Raw genomic sequence first — 21334 nt, 5'->3', positions numbered from 1 at the left:
TTATTTATTCATCGACATCAGGAATTCTTCGTTGTTGCGTGTTCCTCTGATGTTTTTACTTACAAATTCCATGGCTTCCACAGGATTCATTTCAGAAAGGTACTTTCTGAGAATCCACATTCTCTGGGAAGTTACTTCATCAAGAAGAAGGTCGTCTCTACGCGTACTGGATGCTACCAGGTCAATCGCAGGATAAATTCTTCTGTTGGCAATCTTACGGTCCAGCTGAAGCTCCATATTTCCGGTTCCCTTGAATTCTTCGAAGATCACCTCATCCATTTTAGAACCTGTGTCGATAAGTGCCGTTGCAATAATCGTCAAAGATCCGCCGCCTTCAATTTTCCTTGCTGCTCCGAAGAATCTCTTCGGCTTGTGAAGAGCATTGGCATCTACCCCACCGGACAATACTTTACCGGACGCCGGGGTAACGGTGTTGTAGGCTCTTGCCAGTCTGGTGATGGAGTCTAATAAAATCACAACATCATGTCCGCACTCCACCATTCGCTGAGCTTTTGCCAAAACAAGATTGGCTACTTTCACATGCTTTTCAGCTGCTTCGTCGAAGGTAGAGGCAATAACTTCCGCATTTACACTTCTTTCCATATCGGTAACCTCTTCAGGACGTTCGTCGATCAGAAGAACCATCATATAGACTTCCGGATGGTTGGCAGCAATGGAATTGGCAATATCTTTCAGCAACATGGTTTTACCGGTTTTCGGCTGTGCCACGATCATCGCTCTCTGCCCTTTTCCGATCGGTGCAATTAAATCAACAATCCTGGTAGACATCGTGGAATTGTTTCCGGCCAGGTTGAATTTTTCTTCCGGGAAAAGCGGTGTTAAATATTCAAAGGCAACCCGATCCTTGATAAAGGCGAGGTCTCTTCCGTTAACTTCCGTAGGTTTCAGCAAAGAAAAATATTTTTCCCCCTCTTTCGGAAGCCTTACAATCCCTCTTACGGTATCTCCCGTTTTCAGGCTATAGTTTCTGATCTGTGCCGTGGAAACATAAACGTCATCCGGGGATGAAATATAGCTGAAATCCGATGAACGAAGGAATCCATAGTTATCCGGCAGGATCTCCAGTACCCCTTCGATGCTTACCATACCGTCGAAACTGAATTCTTTCTTCTGTTCCTGCTGATGGTGCTGATGCTGATTTTGGTTCTGGTTCTGGTTCTGGTTTTGCTGCTGATCGTCATTCCTTTCGGCATGCTGCTGTTGCTGCCTGTGCTGATTGGGATTTTGATTCTGGCTATGGTTTTGATTCTGGTTAGAATTCTGATTCCGGTTCTGGTTTCCGTTGTTGTGCTGCGGATTATTGTGTGGTGTTCTCTGGGAACGTGCCTGAACCTGGGGTTGGTTGTTGTTCTGCTTTTCTTCTGCAGGTGCAGATTCCTGGGTTTCTGGAGTATCGGAAGCTTCTGTTTTTTCCTGAAGCCCTTCTGGATTGGCGGTATTGGCCGGGGAAACTCTTTTTCTTTTTTTCTTGGCCGCTGTCGTCTGTTCTTCAGTAACGGCTGCAGGTTCTGTTTTGGTTTCCTGCGGTTCTGCCTGTTCTTTTTGCTGTGGCTCTTCTGCAGCAGGCTTCACTTCTTCTGCTTTCTCTTCCCCCGCGGGCTGGGGTTCTGCCTGAACTTTAGGCTCTGCCTTTGTTTTGGCTGCGGTTTTTCTCGGTGCCGCTTTCTTAGCAGGAGCTTTGGCTGGCTTCTCTGCCGGTTTTTCTTCAGTGGTTACACTGGTTTCCGTGGTGTTGAAATATTCTTTTGCCACTTTGGGATTTGATGCCTGAAAGTCAAGAATAGCAAAGATTTTGTCATTTTCAGTGCTGTTTCTTGCCACTTTAACGCCCAAATCCTTTAAGATTTTAGTCAGCTCCGTTACGGATTTTGACCTTAACGTTTCGATGTTAAACATATTTATGTAAAAAAATGTAATTAATTGTGAGTAAGAAAAGTAAGTCGGGTGACTTTTGTTTTCAAGTACATTTGTATAATGCAAATCTACACTTATTTTTGAATTGTGCAAAATTTATGCTATTTTTGCCTTGAATTTATATTTCATGTTACAAAGAATACAAACTATTTGGACTTTTTTAGCCGTTCTCGCGGCGGTTTTCCTGTTCGTTACCGCGCAGGATGTAATTGTTTCAGACAGTATTCCGGTAATCAATATCGGATGTGTGATCCTTGTTTTGGTTGGACTCCTGAGTGTTTTCAGCTTTAAAAACAGAAAAAGACAAATTTTGCTGAATACCGTCAGCATCATTATAAACGCTTTGTTGATTGGTGTATTGGTTTACTGGCTGCTAAATTTATCCGGAGGAATTAGTTTTCCTGAGAAGGGTATTGAGCCGATTTTTCCATTGATCGCGGTGATCTGTTTGTTTATTGCAAACATTTACATCAAGAGAGATGAAAGGCTCGTAAAATCTGTGGACAGACTTCGATAACCTTACAACGATTTTTTGAGTGAGAACAGCTTCTTTTTAAGGAGCTGTTTTTTCTTTTATGTCTACATGAAAACGGCTGAAATTTAACATTAAAGAACACTCGATTTTACCCATTTATATGAAAGTAGGGATGGTACACCACATCATTTATATTTTATTAAGTTTACATTATCCGCTTTCAATCTGTTAATAATTATTTTTGTAATACAGAGAAACTAATTGTGTGAAATCGGCTTTTGATTATATTTTCGTAAACAATCTGCATTATTTTAAAGAAACTTAGAAACCCGATGCAACATTTCTCTATAATCTGCGACAGATTATGCATAATTTTATCACATGAAAAAACTGACCTATTTTACCCTTACCCTGTTTTCTTTTTTCTCCTTTGCGCAGGAGGTTTCGCAGGAAAGAATCAAATCCGTGCTTTCCACATTAGCTTCCGATGAGATGAAAGGCCGCGAAATCGGCACTCAGGAAAATGACAATGCAGCCAATTACATCGCTAAGCTCTTTAAAGAAAACAATCTGGACTACTGCACCGGAAATTCTTACCTGGTTCCTTTCGATTATAAAGGAAAAACGGCTTATAATGTCTGCGGTATCAAAAAGGGAAAAACGGATAAATATCTTGGTTTCTCAGGACATTTCGATCATATCGGGACCAGTGATAATCCAAAGGATAATATCTACAACGGTGCTGATGATGACGCCAGCGGCATTACAACTTTGGTAGGCATCGCTGATTATTTTAAGAATAAAAAACCTGAATTTTCCATGGTTTTTATGGCCTTTAACGGTGAAGAAAAAGGAATGCTGGGATCAAGAGCGATCTCAACCGACAAAAATCTTGATAACATCTATAATAACATGACGGCCCTTTTCAATTTTGAAATGGTAGCCACAGAATCCGCTTTCGGAAAAAATGCCCTGTTCATGACCGGTGATGAGTTTTCCGATCTTGATGAGCTGTTCAATAAAAATGCAGTTAACGGATTAAAGGTAAATCCTGATCCTTATGCTGCCCAGCAGTTATTTTACCGTTCGGATAATGTAAGCTTCGTGAAAAAGAAAATTATCGCCCACTCGTTCTCAACGGTTGATATGACGAAAGCCACACACTACCATCATGAAAACGACGATATAAATATAGTTGATTTTGCCAACTTAACGCAGATCATCAACAATTTCGGAAAAACGCTGGACAAGCTGTCTCCGAAGAATTTTGCTCCGAAGTATAACGACAAAGTAAAGTTTTAAATAATCAAACCGCCGCATCGGCGGTTTTTCTTTGTATCAAGGATATAATGAACTCAACCAAAAGACGCTCTTAGCAGGTGGTGTAATAAATCATGAAGATTTGAAACTTATTGAGTAAAGTAAAACGTCATTCAAAAACGTCTTATCATTTTAATTATGTAATTTTGCTATCCAATTTTTTCATTGAATGAATCAATATATTAAAATACTTAAGTTCGCAAGACCTCATCAAAAATACATTTACGGAAGTCTGTTTTTCAACCTGATGTATTCTGTATTCCAGATTGCATCTTTAGGGACCATTCTGCCGGTTTTGGGGATGCTTTTCGGAACCATCGAAGCTAAAAAATACAGTTCTCCGCCTGTATACTCAGGAGAAATTCTGGATTTCTTTGATTATATAAAGGAATATGCCAATTATTATGTGCAGAGCCTTGTTACCCAGTACGGCGCACTTACCGTACTTGCCTGGCTATGTGTGATTACAGCTTTCATGTTTTTACTGAGAAACCTTTTCCGTTATCTTGGATCTTTTTTACTGATCAATTACCGCGTCGGGGTTACCAAAGACCTCCGGGGTGCCATGTACAGAAAAATCCTGGCCCTCCCCGTTTCCTTCTTTACGGAAAGCAGAAAAGGGGATCTGATGTCCCGGATGTCTAATGATGTCGGAGAAGTAGAAGGAAACATACTGGGAAGTTTAGTAGAGCTGATCAATGCTCCGTTCATGCTGATCAGTACCTTGGTTACGCTGTTTTTCTTAAGTACCGAACTGACACTTTTCTCGCTTCTGGTATTGCCTGTAATGGGCACCATGATCGCACTGATCGGGAAAAGCCTTAAAAAAGATTCACACGAAGCACAGAACGAAATGGGAAATATTTTTTCCATTGTCGATGAAACCTTGAAATCAACAAAAGTTATCAAGATATTCAGTGCCGAAAAGATCATGGACACCCGTTTTATGCAGTCGATGCAGAAATGGATCAACAGCTCCATCCGGTTGGGAAGAAAAAAAGAACTGGCCTCGCCGATGAGTGAATTCCTCGGTTCGGTAACTTTCCTGATTATCGCCTGGTACGGAGGAAAACAGATTATCGTTGAAAAAAGCATTTCGCCTGCCGATTTCCTTGTGTTCCTGGGGATATTCTTTCAGATCTTACCTCCTGTAAAAAGCTTGTCCCAATCCATCTCCAATGTCCAGAAAGGAGAAGCTTCCCTGGAAAGGGTACTTCAGATCCTGGATGCAGATGTGAAAATTGATGAAGTTCCGAATCCTGTTGCCATATCTACGCTTAGCAAAGCTATTGAATTTAATAACATCGGCTTTTATTACGATAAAGACCACACCATCCTTAAAAATTTTTCCCTGAGCATTCCGAAAGGAAAAACCGTTGCCCTTGTCGGGCAGAGCGGAAGCGGAAAGACCACCATTGCCAATCTTCTGGCCCGGTTTTATGATGTTTCCGAAGGTGAAATCCTTATCGACGGAACCAACATTAAAAACTTAAGGCTGAAAGAATACCGTAAGCTATTGGGGATGGTAACGCAGGAGTCCGTTCTTTTCAATGATTCGGTCTACAATAATATTTTAATGGGTAAGCCGGATGCAACGCGGGAAGAGGTCATAGCCGCCGCCAAAATCGCGAATGCCGACTCTTTTATTTCCAGTCTTCCTGAAGGCTATGATTCAAATATCGGGGATGACGGCGGTAAGCTTTCGGGCGGTCAGAAACAAAGAGTCTCCATTGCCAGGGCCGTACTGAAAAATCCACCAATTATGATCCTGGATGAAGCCACTTCTGCCCTGGATACTGAATCTGAACGTTTTGTACAGGACGCCCTGGAAAAAATGATGGAAAACAGAACGTCACTGGTGATTGCCCACCGGCTGTCGACCATCCAGAAAGCAGACTGGATCGTTGTGATGGAAAAAGGGGATATTATGGAACAGGGAACCCACCATGACCTGATCGCCAGAAGGGGAGTATATCATAAGCTTGTAGAGCTTCAGAATTTTGATTAAATAGAATTAATCTTATTATAATAAAAAGAGAAAGCCGGAAACAGCTTTCTCTTTTTTATGATCTGTCAATTATTTCGTATCCATCCAATTTAATTTAAATTAATTCAATGATTGCTCCAATAATTCCCAGGTATGTTTCTCCAAATAAAAGAAGGACATCGCAAGATGTCCTTCTGAATTTTGTATGGATCAAAATTTAGCCTTCTTTCATTCTTGCGATAACATCCAGGCCTCCTTTCGTAATATCTCCGATCTTACAAACAATTTCCGTATCCAGCGGTAAAAACACATCCATTCTGGACCCGAATTTAATGAAACCGAATTCATGCCCAGCTTTTGCCTCATCCTCTTCTTTACAGTAGAAAACAATCCTTCTGGCAACGTATCCCGCAATCTGCCTGAAAACCACCTTATGATTCGTTAGACTTTCTACAGCAACAGTTGTCCTTTCATTCTCAGTAGACGATTTTTCGTGCCATGCGACCAAGTATTTCCCGGGATGGTATTTCTTATAGATTACTTTTCCTGATACCGGATAACGGCAGATATGCACGTTCAGCGGAGACATAAAGATAGAAACCTGAATGGCTTTTCCTTTGATGAATTCATCTTCTTCCACTTCCTTGATCATGACTACTTTTCCGTCTACCGGCGCAATCACATTTTCTTTGTGGTCTAAAATATCACGGTTCGGCACCCGGAAGAACCAAAATACCAGACTGTATACCACCAATAAAGGCAGAATGATCACCAGCGACCACATTTCAAGAAAATAGATGGCCAATGCGCTTATAATGACAAACAGCAAGGAGGCAACGGTGATGGTTCCTTTTGATTCTTTGTGTAATTTCATGAGTTTAAATAAATTTTTCTAAAATAAAGTACAAATATACGACAGGAACGCAGATTAAAAAACTATCCAGGCGATCTAATACGCCGCCATGCCCCGGAATGATGTTGCCGCTGTCTTTGACAGCGAAATTTCTTTTAAGCTGGCTCTCTACTAAATCCCCTATCGGGGCGAAAGCAGCTACTAAAAAACCGACTACCATCCAGTTTCCGCGCAGGTCATGCTGGTACTTTTCAATAAAATAAGAAAGAACCAAAGTTAGTACTACCCCGCCGATATATCCTTCCCATGTCTTTTTGGGGGAAATCTTGGGAGCCATCTTATGTTTTCCGAAGAATTTACCGGTAAGATAAGCAAAGGTATCGCTGCTCCAGATCAAAATAAACAGGAACAACACCTCTAATGAAAAGCGGTCATCAAATTGTGAAAACTTGGGTAATCCCAATGCAAAGCTGAAAGGCAGCGCGACGTAAATTACGATGAAAATAAGCTTTCCGCTATCGAAATAAAGTTCATTTGGATATTTAAACAAAGTAACGACGGCAATTAAAATTAAAACCATCGCCAGGATCTCGCTCAGCCGGAAATCGAAAAAGAAATCGAAATGAAAATATCTTTTAGAAAAAATATAAAAAATAAAAATAACCAACGGAAAAACGACAAACCGCTCATAGCCTTGTCCGAATTTCATAATTTTAAAACATTCCCAGGCACCGACAATCATTAAAAAGGTAATTAATCCGAAATACAGGTATTCCTGTCTTACAAGCCCCTGTGAAATACTGTTGATCAGCTGAGCGCCGAGCGGAGAGGTACAAAGAATGATAACGGTGACATAAACAAGTCCTGAAAGGGTTCTTTGAATGAGATTTTTATCCAAAATTTTATATTTATAAGTTGAGCTTAATCTTCAAGCAGCAATAAAAAGAGTTTTGTATTCGTATGCGAAGAAGTATCAAGCTTGGAGTGGCCTCCGCTGATGGATGTAAGGTTCTTGATATTTCCGTTTCTTTTGATCTTTCCCATGGCATCGTTCAGGTTACTTACGATCTGTGAAACATTGGCCATGATAATAATCTTGTCCGGAAGCCGTGAGGAATGATAATGCAGAATATTGTTATGCGAAAGCATAATCCTTCCGTCATAGGCGATGAGGTATTCACAGGTAATAAAGCTGGCATCGTTCCCTATCTGAAGTTCCGGAGTATAAGGCGTCTTTACGACATCCAGAAAATTCTGAAGATCCTTATCCCAACAGAATATATTACGGATCCCTTCTATCTTGATGATCTGGTTCAGCGTCTGGAGAGCTTCCGCTTCATCTGCACAGTAATTGAAAAATCCTCCTGAATGTGTAAACAACTGGGCAAATTTATAGTCGAGATCCGCATTTTTCAACGAATCCCCTAGCTTTTCCAGGCTCTGCTTTTGCTCTTCTTCAGGCTGGCTGGTAAGTTTGCTTACAATCTTCTTGAATAAATTCAATGTAGTTTATTTTTAGTCAACTTAATACAAAAATATAAATTAATCCCATAGAATTCCAAAAACATGCCGATAAATATGAAAAAACCTGACAATTTCAGAACTGTCAGGTTTTATGAGGTTTAATTTAATCGTTAAATCTGGGTAGGGCTTTCAGGTGCCTGAATTCCGCCTTCTCCTTCCTTTTCCTTAATAAGGATCTGCTCTTGCGGCTCTGCAGTAGGAATGGTATTTGTTACCGGTTTCTCCGTCAATTCGGGATCCCAGGCTCTTTTCCCGAATACTTCTTCAAGGTCTTCACGGAAGATCACTTCTTTTTCAAGAAGTTTGGTTGCCAAAGCATCCAGTTTATCTTTATTATCCGTCAGGATTTGTACGGCACGGTCATATTGCGTTTCGATAAGCCCTCTGATTTCAACGTCAATCTTCTTGGCCGTTTCTTCAGAATACGGCTTTCCGAAATTATATTCAGACTGTCCTGAGCTGTCGTAATACGATATATTTCCGATATTCGGACTCAGACCATAGATGGTTACCATCGCCTGGGCTCTTTTGGTTACACTTTCCAGATCGGAAAGAGCCCCTGTAGAGATATTGTTGAATATAACCTGTTCTGCAGCTCTACCCCCCAAAGTAGCACACATTTCATCAAGCATCTGCTCGGTAGTGGTCAGCTGTCTTTCCTCAGGCAAATACCAGGCTGCTCCTAAAGAACGTCCTCTCGGTACAATGGTTACTTTCAAAAGTGGTGAAGCATGCTCTACCAACCATGAAATCGTAGCATGCCCTGCTTCATGATAAGCCACCCTTTTCTTTTCAGACGGTTTGATTGCTTTATTTTTCTTTTCAAGACCACCGATAATCCGGTCTACAGCATCAAGGAAATCCTGCTTGCTTACCGATGAATGGTCATTACGGGCAGCAATAAGAGCTGCTTCGTTACAAACGTTGGCAATATCTGCTCCACTGAATCCGGGAGTCTGTTTTGCCAAAAATTCACGGTCTACATTTTCGTCCAGCTTGATTTTCTTTAAATGAACATCAAAGATCTGTCTTCTTTCGTGCAGTTCCGGAAGGTCGACGTAGATCGAACGGTCAAAACGTCCGGCTCTCATTAACGCTTTATCCAGGATATCTGCTCTGTTGGTCGCTGCCATTACAATAACATTGGTGTCAGTACCGAAACCATCCATTTCCGTCAACAACTGGTTCAGCGTGTTCTCTCTTTCATCGTTTCCGCCGGAGAAGTTGTTTTTTCCTCTGGCACGCCCGATGGCGTCGATCTCATCAATGAAAATAATAGCCGGAGATTTGGCTTTAGCCTGGGCGAAAAGGTCTCTTACCCTTGATGCACCTACCCCAACGAACATTTCCACAAAATCCGAACCTGAAAGTGAGAAGAAAGGAACTTTAGCCTCTCCTGCTACGGCTTTTGCCAATAAGGTTTTACCGGTTCCCGGAGGACCTACCAATAAAACACCCTTAGGAATCTTACCTCCCAATTTCGTATATTTTTCTGAGTTTTTCAAAAAGTCCACAACTTCCTGAACCTCTTCTTTAGCACCTTCCAGACCGGCTACATCCTTAAATGTCACCTGGATTCTTTCTTTTTCATCAAAAAGCTTGGCTTTCGATTTTCCGATTGAAAAAATCTGTCCACCGGGACCGCCGCCGCTTCCCATTTTTCTGAAAAGGATAAAATAGAATATCCCCAGGATCGTAATCCAGATCAACGCCTGAACCAGAATATCCATCAGCGGGCTTTTACCCACGCCGTAATCTTTCGATGTCTTAACCGCCGGATTCTGAGCTTTTACCTGATCAAACTTTTGTAAGAAAAGCTGTAAATCCCCGTATTTTACGGTATAGTCTGCTTTCGGAGCCATGGAAAAGGCAGAAAGCGGATCATTCTCCTTTGTACTTACCGTTGCCGTTTTTGCTTCTTTGGTAAGAAATATGTCGGCTCTTTCAGTGTCTTTATAAATTATAATGTTCTGAACTTTTCCCGCCTGCATTTCTCTGAAGAAACCATCTTCATCAATAGACTTTGCGCTGTTGTCTCCAAAAGAATTGGCTACAAAAAAAAGCACAAGGGCTATAATCATGATCGGAAAAAACCAGTTAAATCCTTTATTATTCATTTATACTTTTTAAAATTAATATTAACTTTCAATTCTTGTGATAGCGGCATCTCCCCAGAGTTCCTCGATATCATAATACTCACGTACTTCTTTCTGGAAAATATGAACGACTACGGATACATAATCTACCAATACCCACATGGAGTTTTCGGTACCTTCTACGTGCCAAGGCCGGTCTTTAAGATCATTTCTTACTTTCTTTTCCACACTTCCTGCCAATGCTGAAACCTGCGTATTGGAGTTTCCGCTGCAAATGATGAACGTTTCTGCCACTGAGTTTTCGATGTTGGAAAGATCAAATATCATGATATCTTCGCCTTTTACATCCTGGATAGCCTCTACAATTTTATCTATTAGTGCTTGTTTTTCTGCTGTTTTATTCATTAAAAAATACTATAATCTGCAAATTTATTGTTTTTCTTTTACTTTAGCCTTACTTTTAACCCCCGAAAGTCTTAAAGTTTTCTTAAATGAGTCAACTATTTTACGTGAATGAATGTTCTTCTACTAATGACGAAATATCCAAGTTTTTACTTTACGAAAATTCAGATTTTATTGCTGTGTATACATTCAATCAGACAAAAGGCCGCGGACAGTACGGAAACACCTGGTCTTCAACGGCTGAAAAAAATCTGGCTTATACACTGGCCGTCAAGGCTGAAAATTTTACGGTCTCCGATTTTATGTTCAATTATTATACCGCAATTGTCATCAGCGATTTCCTTGCCAATCTGGCTGAAAACCCGGTGAAAATCAAATGGCCCAATGATATCGTTCTTAAAAACAAAAAAATTGTCGGCATTTTAATTGAAAAGAAAAAAATCAATCACCACAACTATTTTATTATCGGAGCAGGTTTCAACATTCTTCAGGAAACATTCGGGGAAATTTCCAATGCATCATCGCTTCTAACCCTTACAGGAAAGTCTTTCGACCTGCATGAATTTGCTCTGCAGTTGGATATTTTTTTAGCGGAAAAGTTAAAATCCTTACCTTCCGGAGAGGAAATCCGGAAGCTTTTCAACCGGAAGCTCTTCCGGAAAGATGAAATTTCTGTTTTTGAAAAGGATAAAAAGCGACAAAATGGCATCATCCGCCAGGCTGACGAAAAAGGTGAATTGTGGATTGAACTGGAAGACGAAGGCTTACAGTCCTTCTTTCATAAAGAAATCAAGCTGCTTTACTGATTGGCCCTTTTAATATAAAGATAAGCGGCAAGCGGGAAGAAGACAATATTCGGGAACCACATCGCCAGAGCCGGGGACATGCTTTTGTTCTCGGAAACCACTTTTAAAGCTTCAAAAGAGAATACAAAGACAAAGGCCAGGGAAATTCCCAGTGCCAAGTTTACCCCGAGCCCTCCCCTTTTTTTCTGCGAGGAAAGGGAAAGTGCCAGAAAGGTAAGGATCACGATGGAAACAGGCATCGAAGTCCTCTGATGCAGCTCATTCAAATGCGCATTCAGGTTGCTGTTTCCTTTTTCAGTTTCCCTGTGGATGAATTTTAGAAGCTCAGGCGTGGTTTTATTCTGCCCCAGCAATTCGTTCGGGAAAAGTTCTTCGGGATCATGCCCGTAATTTTTCTTCAGCTCAAATCCATTGGCAAGCTTTTCCGTATCGTTTTTATTGATGGTTTTTTCTGTATAGGAATTCAGAACAAAGATTTTTTTATCCTTGTCCCAGGAAACATCGGAAGCTTTAAGCTCATAAGTCATCCTTCTGTTTTTATCAAACTTCTGATAGAGGAATCCTGATCCCCGCTTCTCCCTTTTGTTCCAGGTATTGATGAAAATGTATTCGGTCTTGCTAAGCTGTGCGGAAACAGGAGCCGTTCCCAGTACCTTTTCCTTGTTGGTGGCATTATAGGTATAAGCTTCCAGCTGGTTTTTTTGGATATTGGCCCAGGGCAGCAAGAAATGGTTGATCCCTAATGATAAAATGGCAATAAAAAGGGACGTTAGCAAATACGGCCTAGCGAACCGGTGGAAGCTGGCCCCACTGCTGATTACCGCAACAATCTCGGTATTATTTGCCATTCTGGATGTAAAATAGATCACTGAAATAAACACCAGGATCGAGAGGAATGTCATAATCAGGTTGATGATCCAGAAGGGATAGAAATGGATCAGAAAATAGGTAACATTCAGCTTCGGATCAATTGCCGTGGCATTTTCAATCCTCGGGATTTTCTGCTGTACATCGATCACCAATACTACAATAGACAGGAGGATCAACATGAAACTGAATGTTCCAAGGTATTTTCGCACAATGTATCGGTCTATGATCTTTAGCATGTTACTGCATTTTTATTTGATTATTCCTATCAGACTTTCTTTCTTTATTAATCGGTTACAGCCTTTGGCGCAGCACCGGTACTACAGAATCTTTCCACTGGTAGAAATCCCCTGCTAAAATATGCTCTCTTGCCGTTTTTACCAAATCCAGGTAGAAAGCCAGGTTATGAATCGATGCGATCTGTTTCGCTAGGTATTCCTTAGACACAAACAGATGTCTCAGATAGGCCTTTGAATATTCCCGGTCTACGAAACTCGTTCCGAATTCGTCCAGCGGCGAAAAATCCTGCTTCCACTTTTCGTTTTTCATGTTCATGACGCCTTTCCAGGTGAAAAGCATGGCATTTCTGGCATTACGTGTCGGCATTACGCAATCCATCATATCGATTCCCAGCCCGATCGACTCAAGGATATTCCAGGGCGTTCCTACACCCATCAGGTATCTTGGTTTTTCTTTAGGTAAAATATCCGTCACCTCATCGGTAATTCGGTACATTTCTTCTTCGGGTTCTCCAACAGAAAGTCCTCCGATCGCATTCCCTTCAGCACCGGCTTCAGCGATCACTTCCGCAGAAATTTTTCTTAGATCTGAAAAAGTGGAACCCTGCACAATCGGGAAGAAAGTCTGTTTGTGACCATACAGTTCAGGATTTTTTTCGTTCCAATCCATACATCTCTTCAGCCATCGATGGGTCATTTCCATAGAAGACTTTACCTGATTGTAATCGCAAGGATATGCTACACATTCATCAAAAGCCATAAAAATATCAGCTCCGATCTGCCGTTGGATTTCCATTGATTTCTCCGGAGTGAATAAATGAACGCTTCCGTCTATGTGAGATTTGAATTTCACACCTTCCTCGGACATTTTTCTTGTTCCTGAAAGTGAAAATACCTGAAAGCCTCCCGAATCTGTAAGAATAGGAAGATCCCATTTCATGAACTGGTGCAGCCCTCCTGCTGCCTGCATGGTTTCCATCCCCGGACGGAGGTATAAGTGATAGGTATTGCCCAGAATAATCTGAGCTTTTATGTCTTCTTTTAATTCTCTCTGATGAACGGTTTTTACACTCGCTACCGTTCCTACCGGCATGAAGATCGGCGTCTGAATCTTACCATGATCTGTCGTAAGCTCGCCCGCTCTTGCTTTCCCCTCAGAGGTTTTTTCTATATTAAAAAACTTTTGCATCTTACATATCTTATCTTGATAAAACGGGAGGTGGCTGAAGCTCTCCCGGTTTATTTTTTTTATCCTTTACATACTGATCCGCTTTTGGATCTCTTTCCAATAATATTTGCTGCGCATCCTCCGCGATTTCCTGCATTTTTTCCTTCACCACGTAATATTTGAAGCTTGCGATAAAATCTTCGGATTTAATATTATGCTGTTTCAGAACATATCTTGTCCCGGCTTCCAGATTGGAATTCGGATAGATGAAAGTAGCCTGGTCATTGATGGCCAGGTCTGCCAGCACTTCTGCCATCTGATCTTTGGAGATCAGGTTTTCAGGCTTGTCGATGTAGTCTCCGCAGGAAAACATACTCATCAGAACGAAAATGAAGAACAGTTTTTTCATAATCTGTTGATCAGGGATTTCCATTTTAAATTTAATACGCCGAAAACCGCTTCATGAATAATTCCGCCGTTCATTTTACTTTCCCCCAGGATCCTGTTGGTAAAAATAATCGGCACTTCCACGATTTTAAATCCTTTCCTGAAGGCTCTGAATTTCATTTCAATCTGGAATCCATATCCTTTTAACCGTACATTGTCCAGGCCGATCTCTTCAAGCACTTTTCTTGAAAAGCAGACGAAACCTGCAGTCGTATCATGAATCGGAAGCCCCAGCACAAACCGTACATACTTTGAAGCAAAATAAGACAGCAGCACCCTTCCCATCGGCCAGTTTACCACATTTACCCCTTTGGAGTACCGGGAACCGATAGCCATATCCGCATTCAGGCAGGCTTCGAAAAGTTTCGGCAGATCGTTTGGGTTGTGGGAAAAATCGGCATCCATCTCGAAAATATAATCATACTTGTTTTCGATTGCCCATCTGAAACCATGGATATAGGCTTTTCCCAGACCGTCTTTTACTTTCCTTACGGATAAATGGAGATGATGCGGAAAGGCCTTCTGCAGATCCTTTACCAGTTCCGCCGTTCCATCGGGAGACGAGTCATCCACTACCAGAATATGAAAGTCATCTTCCAATGCAAAAACTGCGGAAATAATATCTTCAATATTTTCCTTTTCGTTGTATGTCGGAATTATGACCAGTTTTTTCATTTCAGTTTGCAAAGATAGTTTATTTAACCTTTTTATTTTATACAAAATAATCTATAATTTTGCAAAAAAATTACGTTGCCGCTATCACAAAACTTTATAAATCATACGAGAATACCTGAGAACAACGATTGGGTAATCTTTATATTGCTAGGTTGTATCTTTTTATATCTTTTTATGATGAATATTGTAGAAAGGGAAGCCAACCTGAAAGACTTTCTGCTTCAGAAATATTTTGACTCCAGTAATAACCTGCCAAGCTGGGTTATTACTTCCTGCGTTATCGTCCTCACCTTGTCGGTTCTGATCTCGCAATATGTTCCGACGGTTCCGAAGTTTGTGGCAGACCTGCAGATTCTGGGCTACCAGCTGAACAAATTCGGGTTCAGCCTGATTGCCGTGATTCTTTTTTACCTGCTGAGGACCAGCCTGGGCTTTTTATTTTTTCAGAGTATCGGCGATGGAAAGAAATGGACTGTTTTTTATTTTACCGCTACCAAATTCTATTTTATCCTGTCTTTTCTGCTGATTGTTCTTTGCGTCATGCACTATTATTTCCCGATCGACAGAAATGAAATGTTTTTGTATTATCTGTTCTTTTTTTCCTTTGTTTTCGTTTTCAAAGTTTTTTTCTATTTATTTCACAAGAACAAGATTTTACCTGCGAAATGGTATTATAAATTTTTGTATATTTGCACCCTCCAAATTGCACCTCTTTTGTTGCTTTGGAAGCTATTATTTTTTTAATACATGTCAATGATGAGAATAAAGTCTATATTGGTTTCTCAACCAGCGCCAAGTGAGTCGTCTCCGTACCTGGAAATTGCAAAGAAGGAAAAGATAAAGATTGATTTCCGCCCTTTCATCCACGTCGAAGGAGTTGACAATAAAGAACTGAGAACACAGAAGATCGATCTTACGCAATATACCGGAATTATTTTCACGAGTAAAAATGCGATAGACCATTACTTCAGATTAGCGGAAGAGCTGCGTTTTGCGGTTCCTGATACGATGCGTTACATCTGTCAGTCTGAAGCGATTGCCAACTATCTTCAGAAGCACATCGTGTACAGAAAAAGGAAAATCAGTTTCGGGGAGAAGAATTTTTCCGATTTGCTGCCTCTTTTCAAGAAGTTCCCGACCGAAAAGTATCTGCTTCCCTCATCAGATGTTTTAAGCCCGGATATTACAAAGACCATGGAAGCTTCCAATGTAGATTGGAAAAGAGCTATCATGTACAGAACGGTCTGCAGCGATCTTACCGACATCACCGTAAAGGATTACGACATGCTTATTTTCTTCAGCCCGCAGGGAATCAAGTCTTTGCAGCAGAATTTCCCAGGCTTTAAGCAGGAAGACACGAAAATCGGCGTTTTCGGATCTACCACTTCAGCCGCTGCGGAAGAAGCCGGTTTAAAAGTAGATTTAATGGCACCGACAAAAGAAACCCCATCCATGACCATGGCTCTGGAAAAATATATTAAAGCGCTCCACAAATAAGTTTTAATATAAAAATATAAAGCAACCGTCTTTTCATACAGGAAAGATGGTTTTTTTTTAACTAAATTTGAACAAGAATTAATATTGAATGGAAGCTCCAAAGGCAAAAAAAATAGAAAAACTCCTCGAAACACACGGTGATCAAAGAACGGACAGCTATTTCTGGCTCAATGAAAGGGAAAATCCGGAAGTCATTAAATATCTTGAAGAAGAAAACGCCTATGCCGATTTCGTGATGAAAGACACGGAACCGCTGCAGGAAGAACTTTTTGAAGAGATGAAGGCCCGGTATAAGAAAGACGACGAGTCTTTACCCTATTTTTTCAACGGATATTGGTACATTGTACGTTACGAAGAAGGGAAAGAATATCCTATTTTCTGCAGAAAGCACCAGACCCTGGAAAATGAAGAGGAAATCATCTTGGATGTAAATGTGCTGGCAGAAGGCGAAAGCTACTTTGAAGTAGGAAGTGTTGCCGTTTCACCGAATAACGAACTGGCTTCTTTTTCATCGGATAAGGTAAGCCGAAGAATTTACAGCATCAATTTTAAAAATCTGAAAACCGGGGAAATCCTTCCGGATAAAATTGAAAATACCACCGGCAAAGCAGTCTGGGGAAATGATAACGAACATGTTTTTTACATCCGTAAAGACGAAAGTCTGAGGGCCTTTCAGGTGTACCGCCACAAACTGGGAACCGACGCTTCCGAGGATGTGCTGATTTTCCATGAGAAAGACGAAACTTTTGACGTGAATGTTTTCAAAACGAAATCCCTGGAATATATTTTCATCGCCAGCTCCAGCACAATTTCAGATGAGCACCGGTTTATCCCTTCCGACGATGTTTTTGCGGACTGGAAGATTATTCAGCCGAGGATCGATGACTTGGAATATTCCGTGGAACATTACGAAGACGAATTTTACATCATTACCAATGCAGATGATGCTTTTAACTTTAAAATCGTAAAGACAAAAATAAACAGCTGCAGCATGGAAAACTGGGTGGATGTAATCCCGCACCGTCCTGAAGTGCTGTTGGAAGGTTTTGAGATCTTTAAAAATTATCTGGTTCTTGAAGAAAGGGAGCAGGGTCTTTTACAGATCAAAATCATCGATGAGAAAACCCGGGAATCGCATTACCTGCCGTTCTCCGATCCTACCTATACGGCTTATATCGGGGTAAATCTTGAATTCGATACGGAAATCCTGCGCTATGGTTATACGTCTTTAACCCAGCCGAGTTCAACGTATGAATACAACATGAAGGACAAGACCACCGTTCTCCTAAAACAGCAGGAAGTACTGGGTGGAAAATTTTTTGCGGAAAACTATATTTCCGAAAGAATCTGGGCGGATTCCAGAGACGGAGAATCCAGAATCCCCATTTCTCTGGTGTATCATAAAGACACGAAAAATTCTGCGGATACCCCATTGCTGCTGTACGGATACGGAAGCTACGGACATACCGTGGATGCAAGTTTCTCAAATGTAAGGTTATCGATCCTGGACCGGGGCTTTATTTATGCCATCGCCCATATCCGGGGCGGTGAATATCTGGGAAGAGAATGGTATGAAGACGGAAAAATGCTGTTTAAGAAAAATACGTTCTTCGATTTTATTGATGCCGGAAAGTTTTTAATTAAAGAAAATTATACCTCCTCAAAACACTTGTACGCCATGGGCGGAAGCGCCGGAGGCCTGTTGGTAGGAGCCGTAATGAATTATGAGCCTGCTTTATTTAATGGGATTGTGGCGCAGGTTCCTTTTGTGGATGTGGTAACCACCATGCTGGATGATACCATCCCGTTAACCACCGGGGAATATGACGAATGGGGAAATCCGAATGACAAAGAATATTACCATTATATGAAGGAATATTCGCCGTACGACAATGTAGAAGCCAAAGATTACCCGAACGCACTGATTACTACCGGATTGCATGATTCGCAGGTTCAGTACTGGGAGCCGGCTAAATGGACGGCCAAGCTCAGGGAGCTGAAAACGGATAACAACCTTCTGGTTTTCAAGACCGATATGAGTGCAGGCCACGGCGGGGCCAGCGGAAGATTTGAATCGCTGAAAGAAGACGCACTGGAATACGCATTTTTAATAAAACTGGAAAATAAAAATTAAGATGTAACCCTCCTGATTATTTATTGGCATTGTTTCAAAAGAGCAGAATAAACGGAACTGAAAAACAGGAATATCTGCAGGAAAAGAAGGATTAAAAGTTGAGCAGTTTCTGGACCTTGCCGGGAAACAGGATTCGGCAAAATCTTAAACGCAGAACACCAGTAACCATCAGGAGAATTTATTTATACATTATGACGAACGAAGCAGAATACTGGCAGAAAGTAGAACAATTTTTCATTGAAAATTTTGATACGGAAAAAAACGCACCGATTGAAACCTATCTTTTCCTGATAGGCCTTCAGGAACTCGGCAGCGGCCAGCAGAAATATACAAAGGACGATAAGGTAAACCTTCTTCATATTGCCGTATGCAGGCTATTGGAGCCTTTCGGGTATTACAAATTTTCGCATTACGACGATGACGGATATCCGCATTTTGATCAACTGGAAGAACTTCCGGAACTGAAGCCTAATGAACAGCAGCTTTTAATGAAAAAGGCCATCATCCAGTATTTCCAGGATGAAGAGTTAATTTGAAAATGGCTTAATAAGATAATTTGAAAATTAATTTTCAGAATGTTAACTAAAAAGGAAAGTAGAAAACTACTTTCCTTTTTTTATCTTCAAATTATTATCTTTTCAAATCACTGAGAATTTCTTCCAATTGATGAAGTCCGGTTTTAAATCCTTCCTCGAAACCCATCTCCAATAGTTTTTTTAAAGATTCTTCGTTTGGAAAATAGATATTGACCGTAACTTTTGCCCCCTCTTCTACTCCTGTAAAGCCGAAAAGCCACTTCACTTCCGGAAAATCAGGATTGGTATTTCCGTTTTCATCACAGAAAGAACCGCTGCCGTCGAAGCTCCGGTGTTCAGTAATTTCCCCGTACTTTACCCTGGCATAATGCCGGTCACTATCCGGCCCGGTCATCGCATACAGCCAGATACCATCTTCCTTAAAATCCTGGGTCTTCGTTTCGCGTTTCCAGGGCTTTGGTGCCCACCACTGGTCCAGCAATTCGGATTTTGTAAAATAATCCCAGACTTCTGATACTTGAGCATCATAGATTTTCATTACATAGATGCTATGGGCATCGAGATCTTTGTTAAAAATAATTTTGGATTCCATAAAAGATATTTTTGTTTATATAAAGCTACACTTTATTTTCAGTACCGCTATTTAGCGTACCACATTTTAAAAAATTTCTAAATAAATGTTAAAAATTAGAGTTTTAAGAAAAATTACACAATTTAACGGCTTATTTTTTGTTTATCAAATCATAAAATAATAATTTTAACATTCATTATTTTAAGAAACTATTAAAAAACAATAAATGAATAATAAATTCATTCCAATAATTTCGGTGTTCATGACGATCTCACTGATTGTCTTTGTCACGCTCCAGTTTTATTGGCTGAAAAATTATTATGGCGCCCTGGAACAGGATTTTTCCTCAAAAGTTTATTCTGCCCTGGAAGGAACAACAAAAAATATCGGCGAAATCGAACTCGATAAATATTTAAATGTTGAAAACAAAGATTTCAGGAACAATATTCTGGCCAACAGCGAGCAGCCTACTTTAACGACGATTCAACAGGTAGAGGATTCCGGGAAGCAGCGGCAGATCATTTACCTGAAAAACATCATTGAAAAAAGCCAGCTCCCGATTTCGCAGAAAGGGGATTCCATCAAGCTTACCAAATTATACACGGACGAAGCGGCCTATAAAATAAAACGGGATACGACCGACCGCGGTATCCTTACTGCAGACCTGAACCAGGATATCGAAAACGGGGATTATTCGATGAAGGAATATGCCAAAATTGTAGGCAATAACCTTCCGATCTCAAAAAGGGTAAATCCCAAAGTCCTGGATTCCGTGATTACCAAAGAGCTCAGGATCCGCGGGATTTCCGCCAAATTCGGATACGGCATCATCGATAAGAATAACAACCTCACTAAAGTGGTGAGCAGGGACTATAAAGACCGGAAAGACAACAATACGTACAGCTATCCCCTGTTTACGGACCAAAAAGAAAGAACTTTATACAATTTAGCCCTCGTTTTCCCGAAAAAGGACTACTCACTGGCGATGAACAACTGGCCGATGCTTCTGGGAACATTTCTCTCCCTGCTGACGATCCTGGGCATTTATATCATTTCCATCAATTATATGATGAAGCAGAAAAAGCTGGCGGAAGTGAAAACGGATTTCATCAATAACATGTCTCATGAATTCAAAACGCCGCTGGCAACGATTTCCGTCGCCACCGATTCCTTGGCCAATGATAAGATTGCGACTAATCCAGATAAAGTAAAATACTATTCGGAACTGATCAAGCAGGAAAACCTGAGAATGAAAAAACAGGTGGAGAACGTTCTGAACATGTCGAAGCTGGAAAGGAACGAAGTGAAATTATTCCTGAGAGAGACAAATGTACGCGAACTGATCCGCAGGACGACGGAATCTTTTAACCTGATCGTCCAGCAGAGAAACGGAAAGCTTATCCAGGAATTCAATGCTACCAATTATACTTTTAAAATAGACGAATTCCATATTTCCAATATGCTGGTAAACCTTCTGGATAACGCCAATAAGTATTCGCCGGAAGCACCGGAAATTACGATCCGCACCAAAAACGAAGGCCATTTTTATGTAATTGAAGTTTCAGATAAAGGAATGGGAATGGAAACCCAGAACAAAACCAAAATTTTCGAGAAATTCTTCAGGGAAGAGACCGGGAACATCCATAATGTAAAAGGACAGGGATTAGGACTTTCCTATGTAAAAAAAATTGTAGAACTTCATAAAGGACAGATTATCGTAGATTCCTACAAAGGAAAAGGAAGTACATTTACGATCAAGCTGCCGATGAGCTGATTAAAAAACCAAGACAAAATATAGAAGA

General features: G+C 40.8%; 20 protein-coding genes. 9 read left to right on the top strand and 11 right to left on the bottom strand.

Features of this window, described 5'->3' with window-relative positions; translation table 11 throughout:
* Positions 1 to 1917, bottom strand: coding sequence for a transcription termination factor Rho (rho, locus tag FY557_RS15685; RefSeq protein ID WP_149248185.1), 1917 nt, complete (start codon positions 1915 to 1917; stop codon positions 1 to 3).
* Between the two features lie 145 nt (positions 1918 to 2062).
* Between rho and FY557_RS15680 the strand changes: the two genes are divergently transcribed.
* The 3 genes from FY557_RS15680 (at position 2063) to FY557_RS15670 (ending at position 5738) form a co-directional block, all read left to right on the top strand.
* Positions 2063 to 2452 carry a DUF4293 family protein gene (locus FY557_RS15680; RefSeq protein WP_149248184.1) on the top strand — a complete coding sequence of 130 codons (390 nt, stop codon included), beginning with the start codon at positions 2063 to 2065 and terminating at the stop codon, positions 2450 to 2452.
* A gap of 339 nt (positions 2453 to 2791) precedes the next feature.
* Positions 2792 to 3712, top strand: a complete 921-nt coding sequence (locus FY557_RS15675) for a M28 family peptidase (protein WP_149248183.1) — start codon at positions 2792 to 2794, stop codon at positions 3710 to 3712.
* A gap of 187 nt (positions 3713 to 3899) precedes the next feature.
* Complete coding sequence (locus FY557_RS15670; RefSeq protein WP_149248182.1) at positions 3900 to 5738, top strand: ABC transporter ATP-binding protein; 1839 nt, start codon at positions 3900 to 3902, stop codon at positions 5736 to 5738.
* Between the two features lie 196 nt (positions 5739 to 5934).
* On the opposite strand, the gene FY557_RS15665 is transcribed toward FY557_RS15670, so the two are convergent.
* The 5 genes from FY557_RS15665 to rsfS form a co-directional block, all read right to left on the bottom strand.
* On the bottom strand, positions 5935 to 6591 hold the full coding sequence (locus tag FY557_RS15665) for a phosphatidylserine decarboxylase family protein (protein WP_149248181.1): 657 nt from the start codon (positions 6589 to 6591) through the stop codon (positions 5935 to 5937).
* A 4-nt stretch (positions 6592 to 6595) separates the two neighbouring features.
* Complete coding sequence (locus tag FY557_RS15660) at positions 6596 to 7468, bottom strand: phosphatidate cytidylyltransferase (RefSeq protein ID WP_149248180.1); 873 nt, start codon at positions 7466 to 7468, stop codon at positions 6596 to 6598.
* Between the two features lie 23 nt (positions 7469 to 7491).
* A complete protein-coding gene (locus tag FY557_RS15655; protein ID WP_149248179.1) occupies positions 7492 to 8073 on the bottom strand; it encodes an LUD domain-containing protein in 582 nt (193 codons plus the stop codon).
* Positions 8074 to 8204: 131 nt separating this feature from the next.
* A complete protein-coding gene (gene ftsH, locus FY557_RS15650; protein WP_149248178.1) occupies positions 8205 to 10211 on the bottom strand; it encodes an ATP-dependent zinc metalloprotease FtsH in 2007 nt (668 codons plus the stop codon).
* 21 nt (positions 10212 to 10232) lie between these two features.
* Positions 10233 to 10595, bottom strand: a complete 363-nt coding sequence (gene rsfS, locus FY557_RS15645) for a ribosome silencing factor (protein ID WP_149248177.1) — start codon at positions 10593 to 10595, stop codon at positions 10233 to 10235.
* 86 nt (positions 10596 to 10681) lie between these two features.
* Between rsfS and FY557_RS15640 the strand changes: the two genes are divergently transcribed.
* Complete coding sequence (locus FY557_RS15640; RefSeq protein ID WP_149248176.1) at positions 10682 to 11398, top strand: biotin--[acetyl-CoA-carboxylase] ligase; 717 nt, start codon at positions 10682 to 10684, stop codon at positions 11396 to 11398.
* Here the strand turns inward: FY557_RS15640 and FY557_RS15635 are convergent.
* The 4 genes from FY557_RS15635 to FY557_RS15620 are packed head-to-tail and all read right to left on the bottom strand — an operon-like array spanning position 11392 to position 14794.
* On the bottom strand, positions 11392 to 12504 hold the full coding sequence (locus FY557_RS15635) for an LptF/LptG family permease (RefSeq protein ID WP_149248175.1): 1113 nt from the start codon (positions 12502 to 12504) through the stop codon (positions 11392 to 11394). The two genes, FY557_RS15640 and FY557_RS15635, sit on opposite strands and share 7 nt — an antisense overlap.
* A 55-nt stretch (positions 12505 to 12559) precedes the next feature.
* The gene (gene tgt, locus FY557_RS15630; RefSeq protein WP_149248174.1) at positions 12560 to 13693 is read right to left on the bottom strand and encodes a tRNA guanosine(34) transglycosylase Tgt; all 1134 of its coding nucleotides are present in this window, start codon (positions 13691 to 13693) and stop codon (positions 12560 to 12562) included.
* Positions 13694 to 13703: 10 nt separating this feature from the next.
* Positions 13704 to 14081 (bottom strand): DUF4296 domain-containing protein, encoded by a 378-nt coding sequence (locus tag FY557_RS15625; protein ID WP_149248173.1) that lies wholly within the window; start codon positions 14079 to 14081, stop codon positions 13704 to 13706.
* The gene (locus FY557_RS15620; protein ID WP_149248172.1) at positions 14078 to 14794 is read right to left on the bottom strand and encodes a polyprenol monophosphomannose synthase; all 717 of its coding nucleotides are present in this window, start codon (positions 14792 to 14794) and stop codon (positions 14078 to 14080) included. Before FY557_RS15620 ends, FY557_RS15625 begins: the two co-directional genes overlap by 4 nt.
* A 75-nt stretch (positions 14795 to 14869) precedes the next feature.
* Between FY557_RS15620 and FY557_RS15615 the strand changes: the two genes are divergently transcribed.
* From FY557_RS15615 to FY557_RS15600, 4 genes are all read left to right on the top strand, one after another.
* Complete coding sequence (locus FY557_RS15615) at positions 14870 to 15538, top strand: DUF4271 domain-containing protein (RefSeq protein WP_149248171.1); 669 nt, start codon at positions 14870 to 14872, stop codon at positions 15536 to 15538.
* A 12-nt stretch (positions 15539 to 15550) separates the two neighbouring features.
* Positions 15551 to 16291 carry a uroporphyrinogen-III synthase gene (locus FY557_RS15610; protein WP_149248205.1) on the top strand — a complete coding sequence of 247 codons (741 nt, stop codon included), beginning with the start codon at positions 15551 to 15553 and terminating at the stop codon, positions 16289 to 16291.
* An 88-nt stretch (positions 16292 to 16379) separates the two neighbouring features.
* The gene (locus FY557_RS15605) at positions 16380 to 18425 is read left to right on the top strand and encodes a S9 family peptidase (protein WP_149248170.1); all 2046 of its coding nucleotides are present in this window, start codon (positions 16380 to 16382) and stop codon (positions 18423 to 18425) included.
* Positions 18426 to 18616: 191 nt separating this feature from the next.
* Positions 18617 to 18961, top strand: coding sequence for a demethoxyubiquinone hydroxylase family protein (locus FY557_RS15600; protein ID WP_149248169.1), 345 nt, complete (start codon positions 18617 to 18619; stop codon positions 18959 to 18961).
* Between the two features lie 94 nt (positions 18962 to 19055).
* Here the strand turns inward: FY557_RS15600 and FY557_RS15595 are convergent, their stop codons facing one another.
* Positions 19056 to 19553, bottom strand: a complete 498-nt coding sequence (locus FY557_RS15595; RefSeq protein WP_149248168.1) for an SRPBCC domain-containing protein — start codon at positions 19551 to 19553, stop codon at positions 19056 to 19058.
* Positions 19554 to 19758: 205 nt separating this feature from the next.
* On the opposite strand from FY557_RS15595, the gene FY557_RS15590 reads away from it, so the two are divergent.
* Complete coding sequence (locus FY557_RS15590; RefSeq protein ID WP_149248167.1) at positions 19759 to 21306, top strand: sensor histidine kinase; 1548 nt, start codon at positions 19759 to 19761, stop codon at positions 21304 to 21306.
* The last annotated feature ends 28 nt before the right edge of the window (positions 21307 to 21334 follow it).

It is taken from the genome of Chryseobacterium sp. SN22, from assembly GCF_008329705.1.
Lineage (GTDB): Bacteria > Bacteroidota > Bacteroidia > Flavobacteriales > Weeksellaceae > Chryseobacterium.
Note: the sequence above shows the minus strand (reverse complement) of the source record. Positions and strands in the feature narration are given on the sequence as shown.

What these genes read in the sequence shown, in the direction of transcription:
- rho (WP_149248185.1), bottom strand. Translation starts at nt 1,917, where the DNA reads ATGTTTAACATCGAAACGTTAAGGTCAAAATCCGTAACGGAGCTGACT.
- FY557_RS15680 (WP_149248184.1), top strand. Translation starts at nt 2,063, where the DNA reads ATGTTACAAAGAATACAAACTATTTGGACTTTTTTAGCCGTTCTCGCG.
- FY557_RS15675 (WP_149248183.1), top strand. Translation starts at nt 2,792, where the DNA reads ATGAAAAAACTGACCTATTTTACCCTTACCCTGTTTTCTTTTTTCTCC.
- FY557_RS15670 (WP_149248182.1), top strand. Translation starts at nt 3,900, where the DNA reads ATGAATCAATATATTAAAATACTTAAGTTCGCAAGACCTCATCAAAAA.
- FY557_RS15665 (WP_149248181.1), bottom strand. Translation starts at nt 6,591, where the DNA reads ATGAAATTACACAAAGAATCAAAAGGAACCATCACCGTTGCCTCCTTG.
- ftsH (WP_149248178.1), bottom strand. Translation starts at nt 10,211, where the DNA reads ATGAATAATAAAGGATTTAACTGGTTTTTTCCGATCATGATTATAGCC.
- rsfS (WP_149248177.1), bottom strand. Translation starts at nt 10,595, where the DNA reads ATGAATAAAACAGCAGAAAAACAAGCACTAATAGATAAAATTGTAGAG.
- FY557_RS15640 (WP_149248176.1), top strand. Translation starts at nt 10,682, where the DNA reads ATGAGTCAACTATTTTACGTGAATGAATGTTCTTCTACTAATGACGAA.
- FY557_RS15635 (WP_149248175.1), bottom strand. Translation starts at nt 12,504, where the DNA reads ATGCTAAAGATCATAGACCGATACATTGTGCGAAAATACCTTGGAACA.
- tgt (WP_149248174.1), bottom strand. Translation starts at nt 13,693, where the DNA reads ATGCAAAAGTTTTTTAATATAGAAAAAACCTCTGAGGGGAAAGCAAGA.
- FY557_RS15625 (WP_149248173.1), bottom strand. Translation starts at nt 14,081, where the DNA reads ATGAAAAAACTGTTCTTCATTTTCGTTCTGATGAGTATGTTTTCCTGC.
- FY557_RS15620 (WP_149248172.1), bottom strand. Translation starts at nt 14,794, where the DNA reads ATGAAAAAACTGGTCATAATTCCGACATACAACGAAAAGGAAAATATT.
- FY557_RS15610 (WP_149248205.1), top strand. Translation starts at nt 15,551, where the DNA reads ATGAGAATAAAGTCTATATTGGTTTCTCAACCAGCGCCAAGTGAGTCG.
- FY557_RS15605 (WP_149248170.1), top strand. Translation starts at nt 16,380, where the DNA reads ATGGAAGCTCCAAAGGCAAAAAAAATAGAAAAACTCCTCGAAACACAC.
- FY557_RS15600 (WP_149248169.1), top strand. Translation starts at nt 18,617, where the DNA reads ATGACGAACGAAGCAGAATACTGGCAGAAAGTAGAACAATTTTTCATT.
- FY557_RS15595 (WP_149248168.1), bottom strand. Translation starts at nt 19,553, where the DNA reads ATGGAATCCAAAATTATTTTTAACAAAGATCTCGATGCCCATAGCATC.
- FY557_RS15590 (WP_149248167.1), top strand. Translation starts at nt 19,759, where the DNA reads ATGAATAATAAATTCATTCCAATAATTTCGGTGTTCATGACGATCTCA.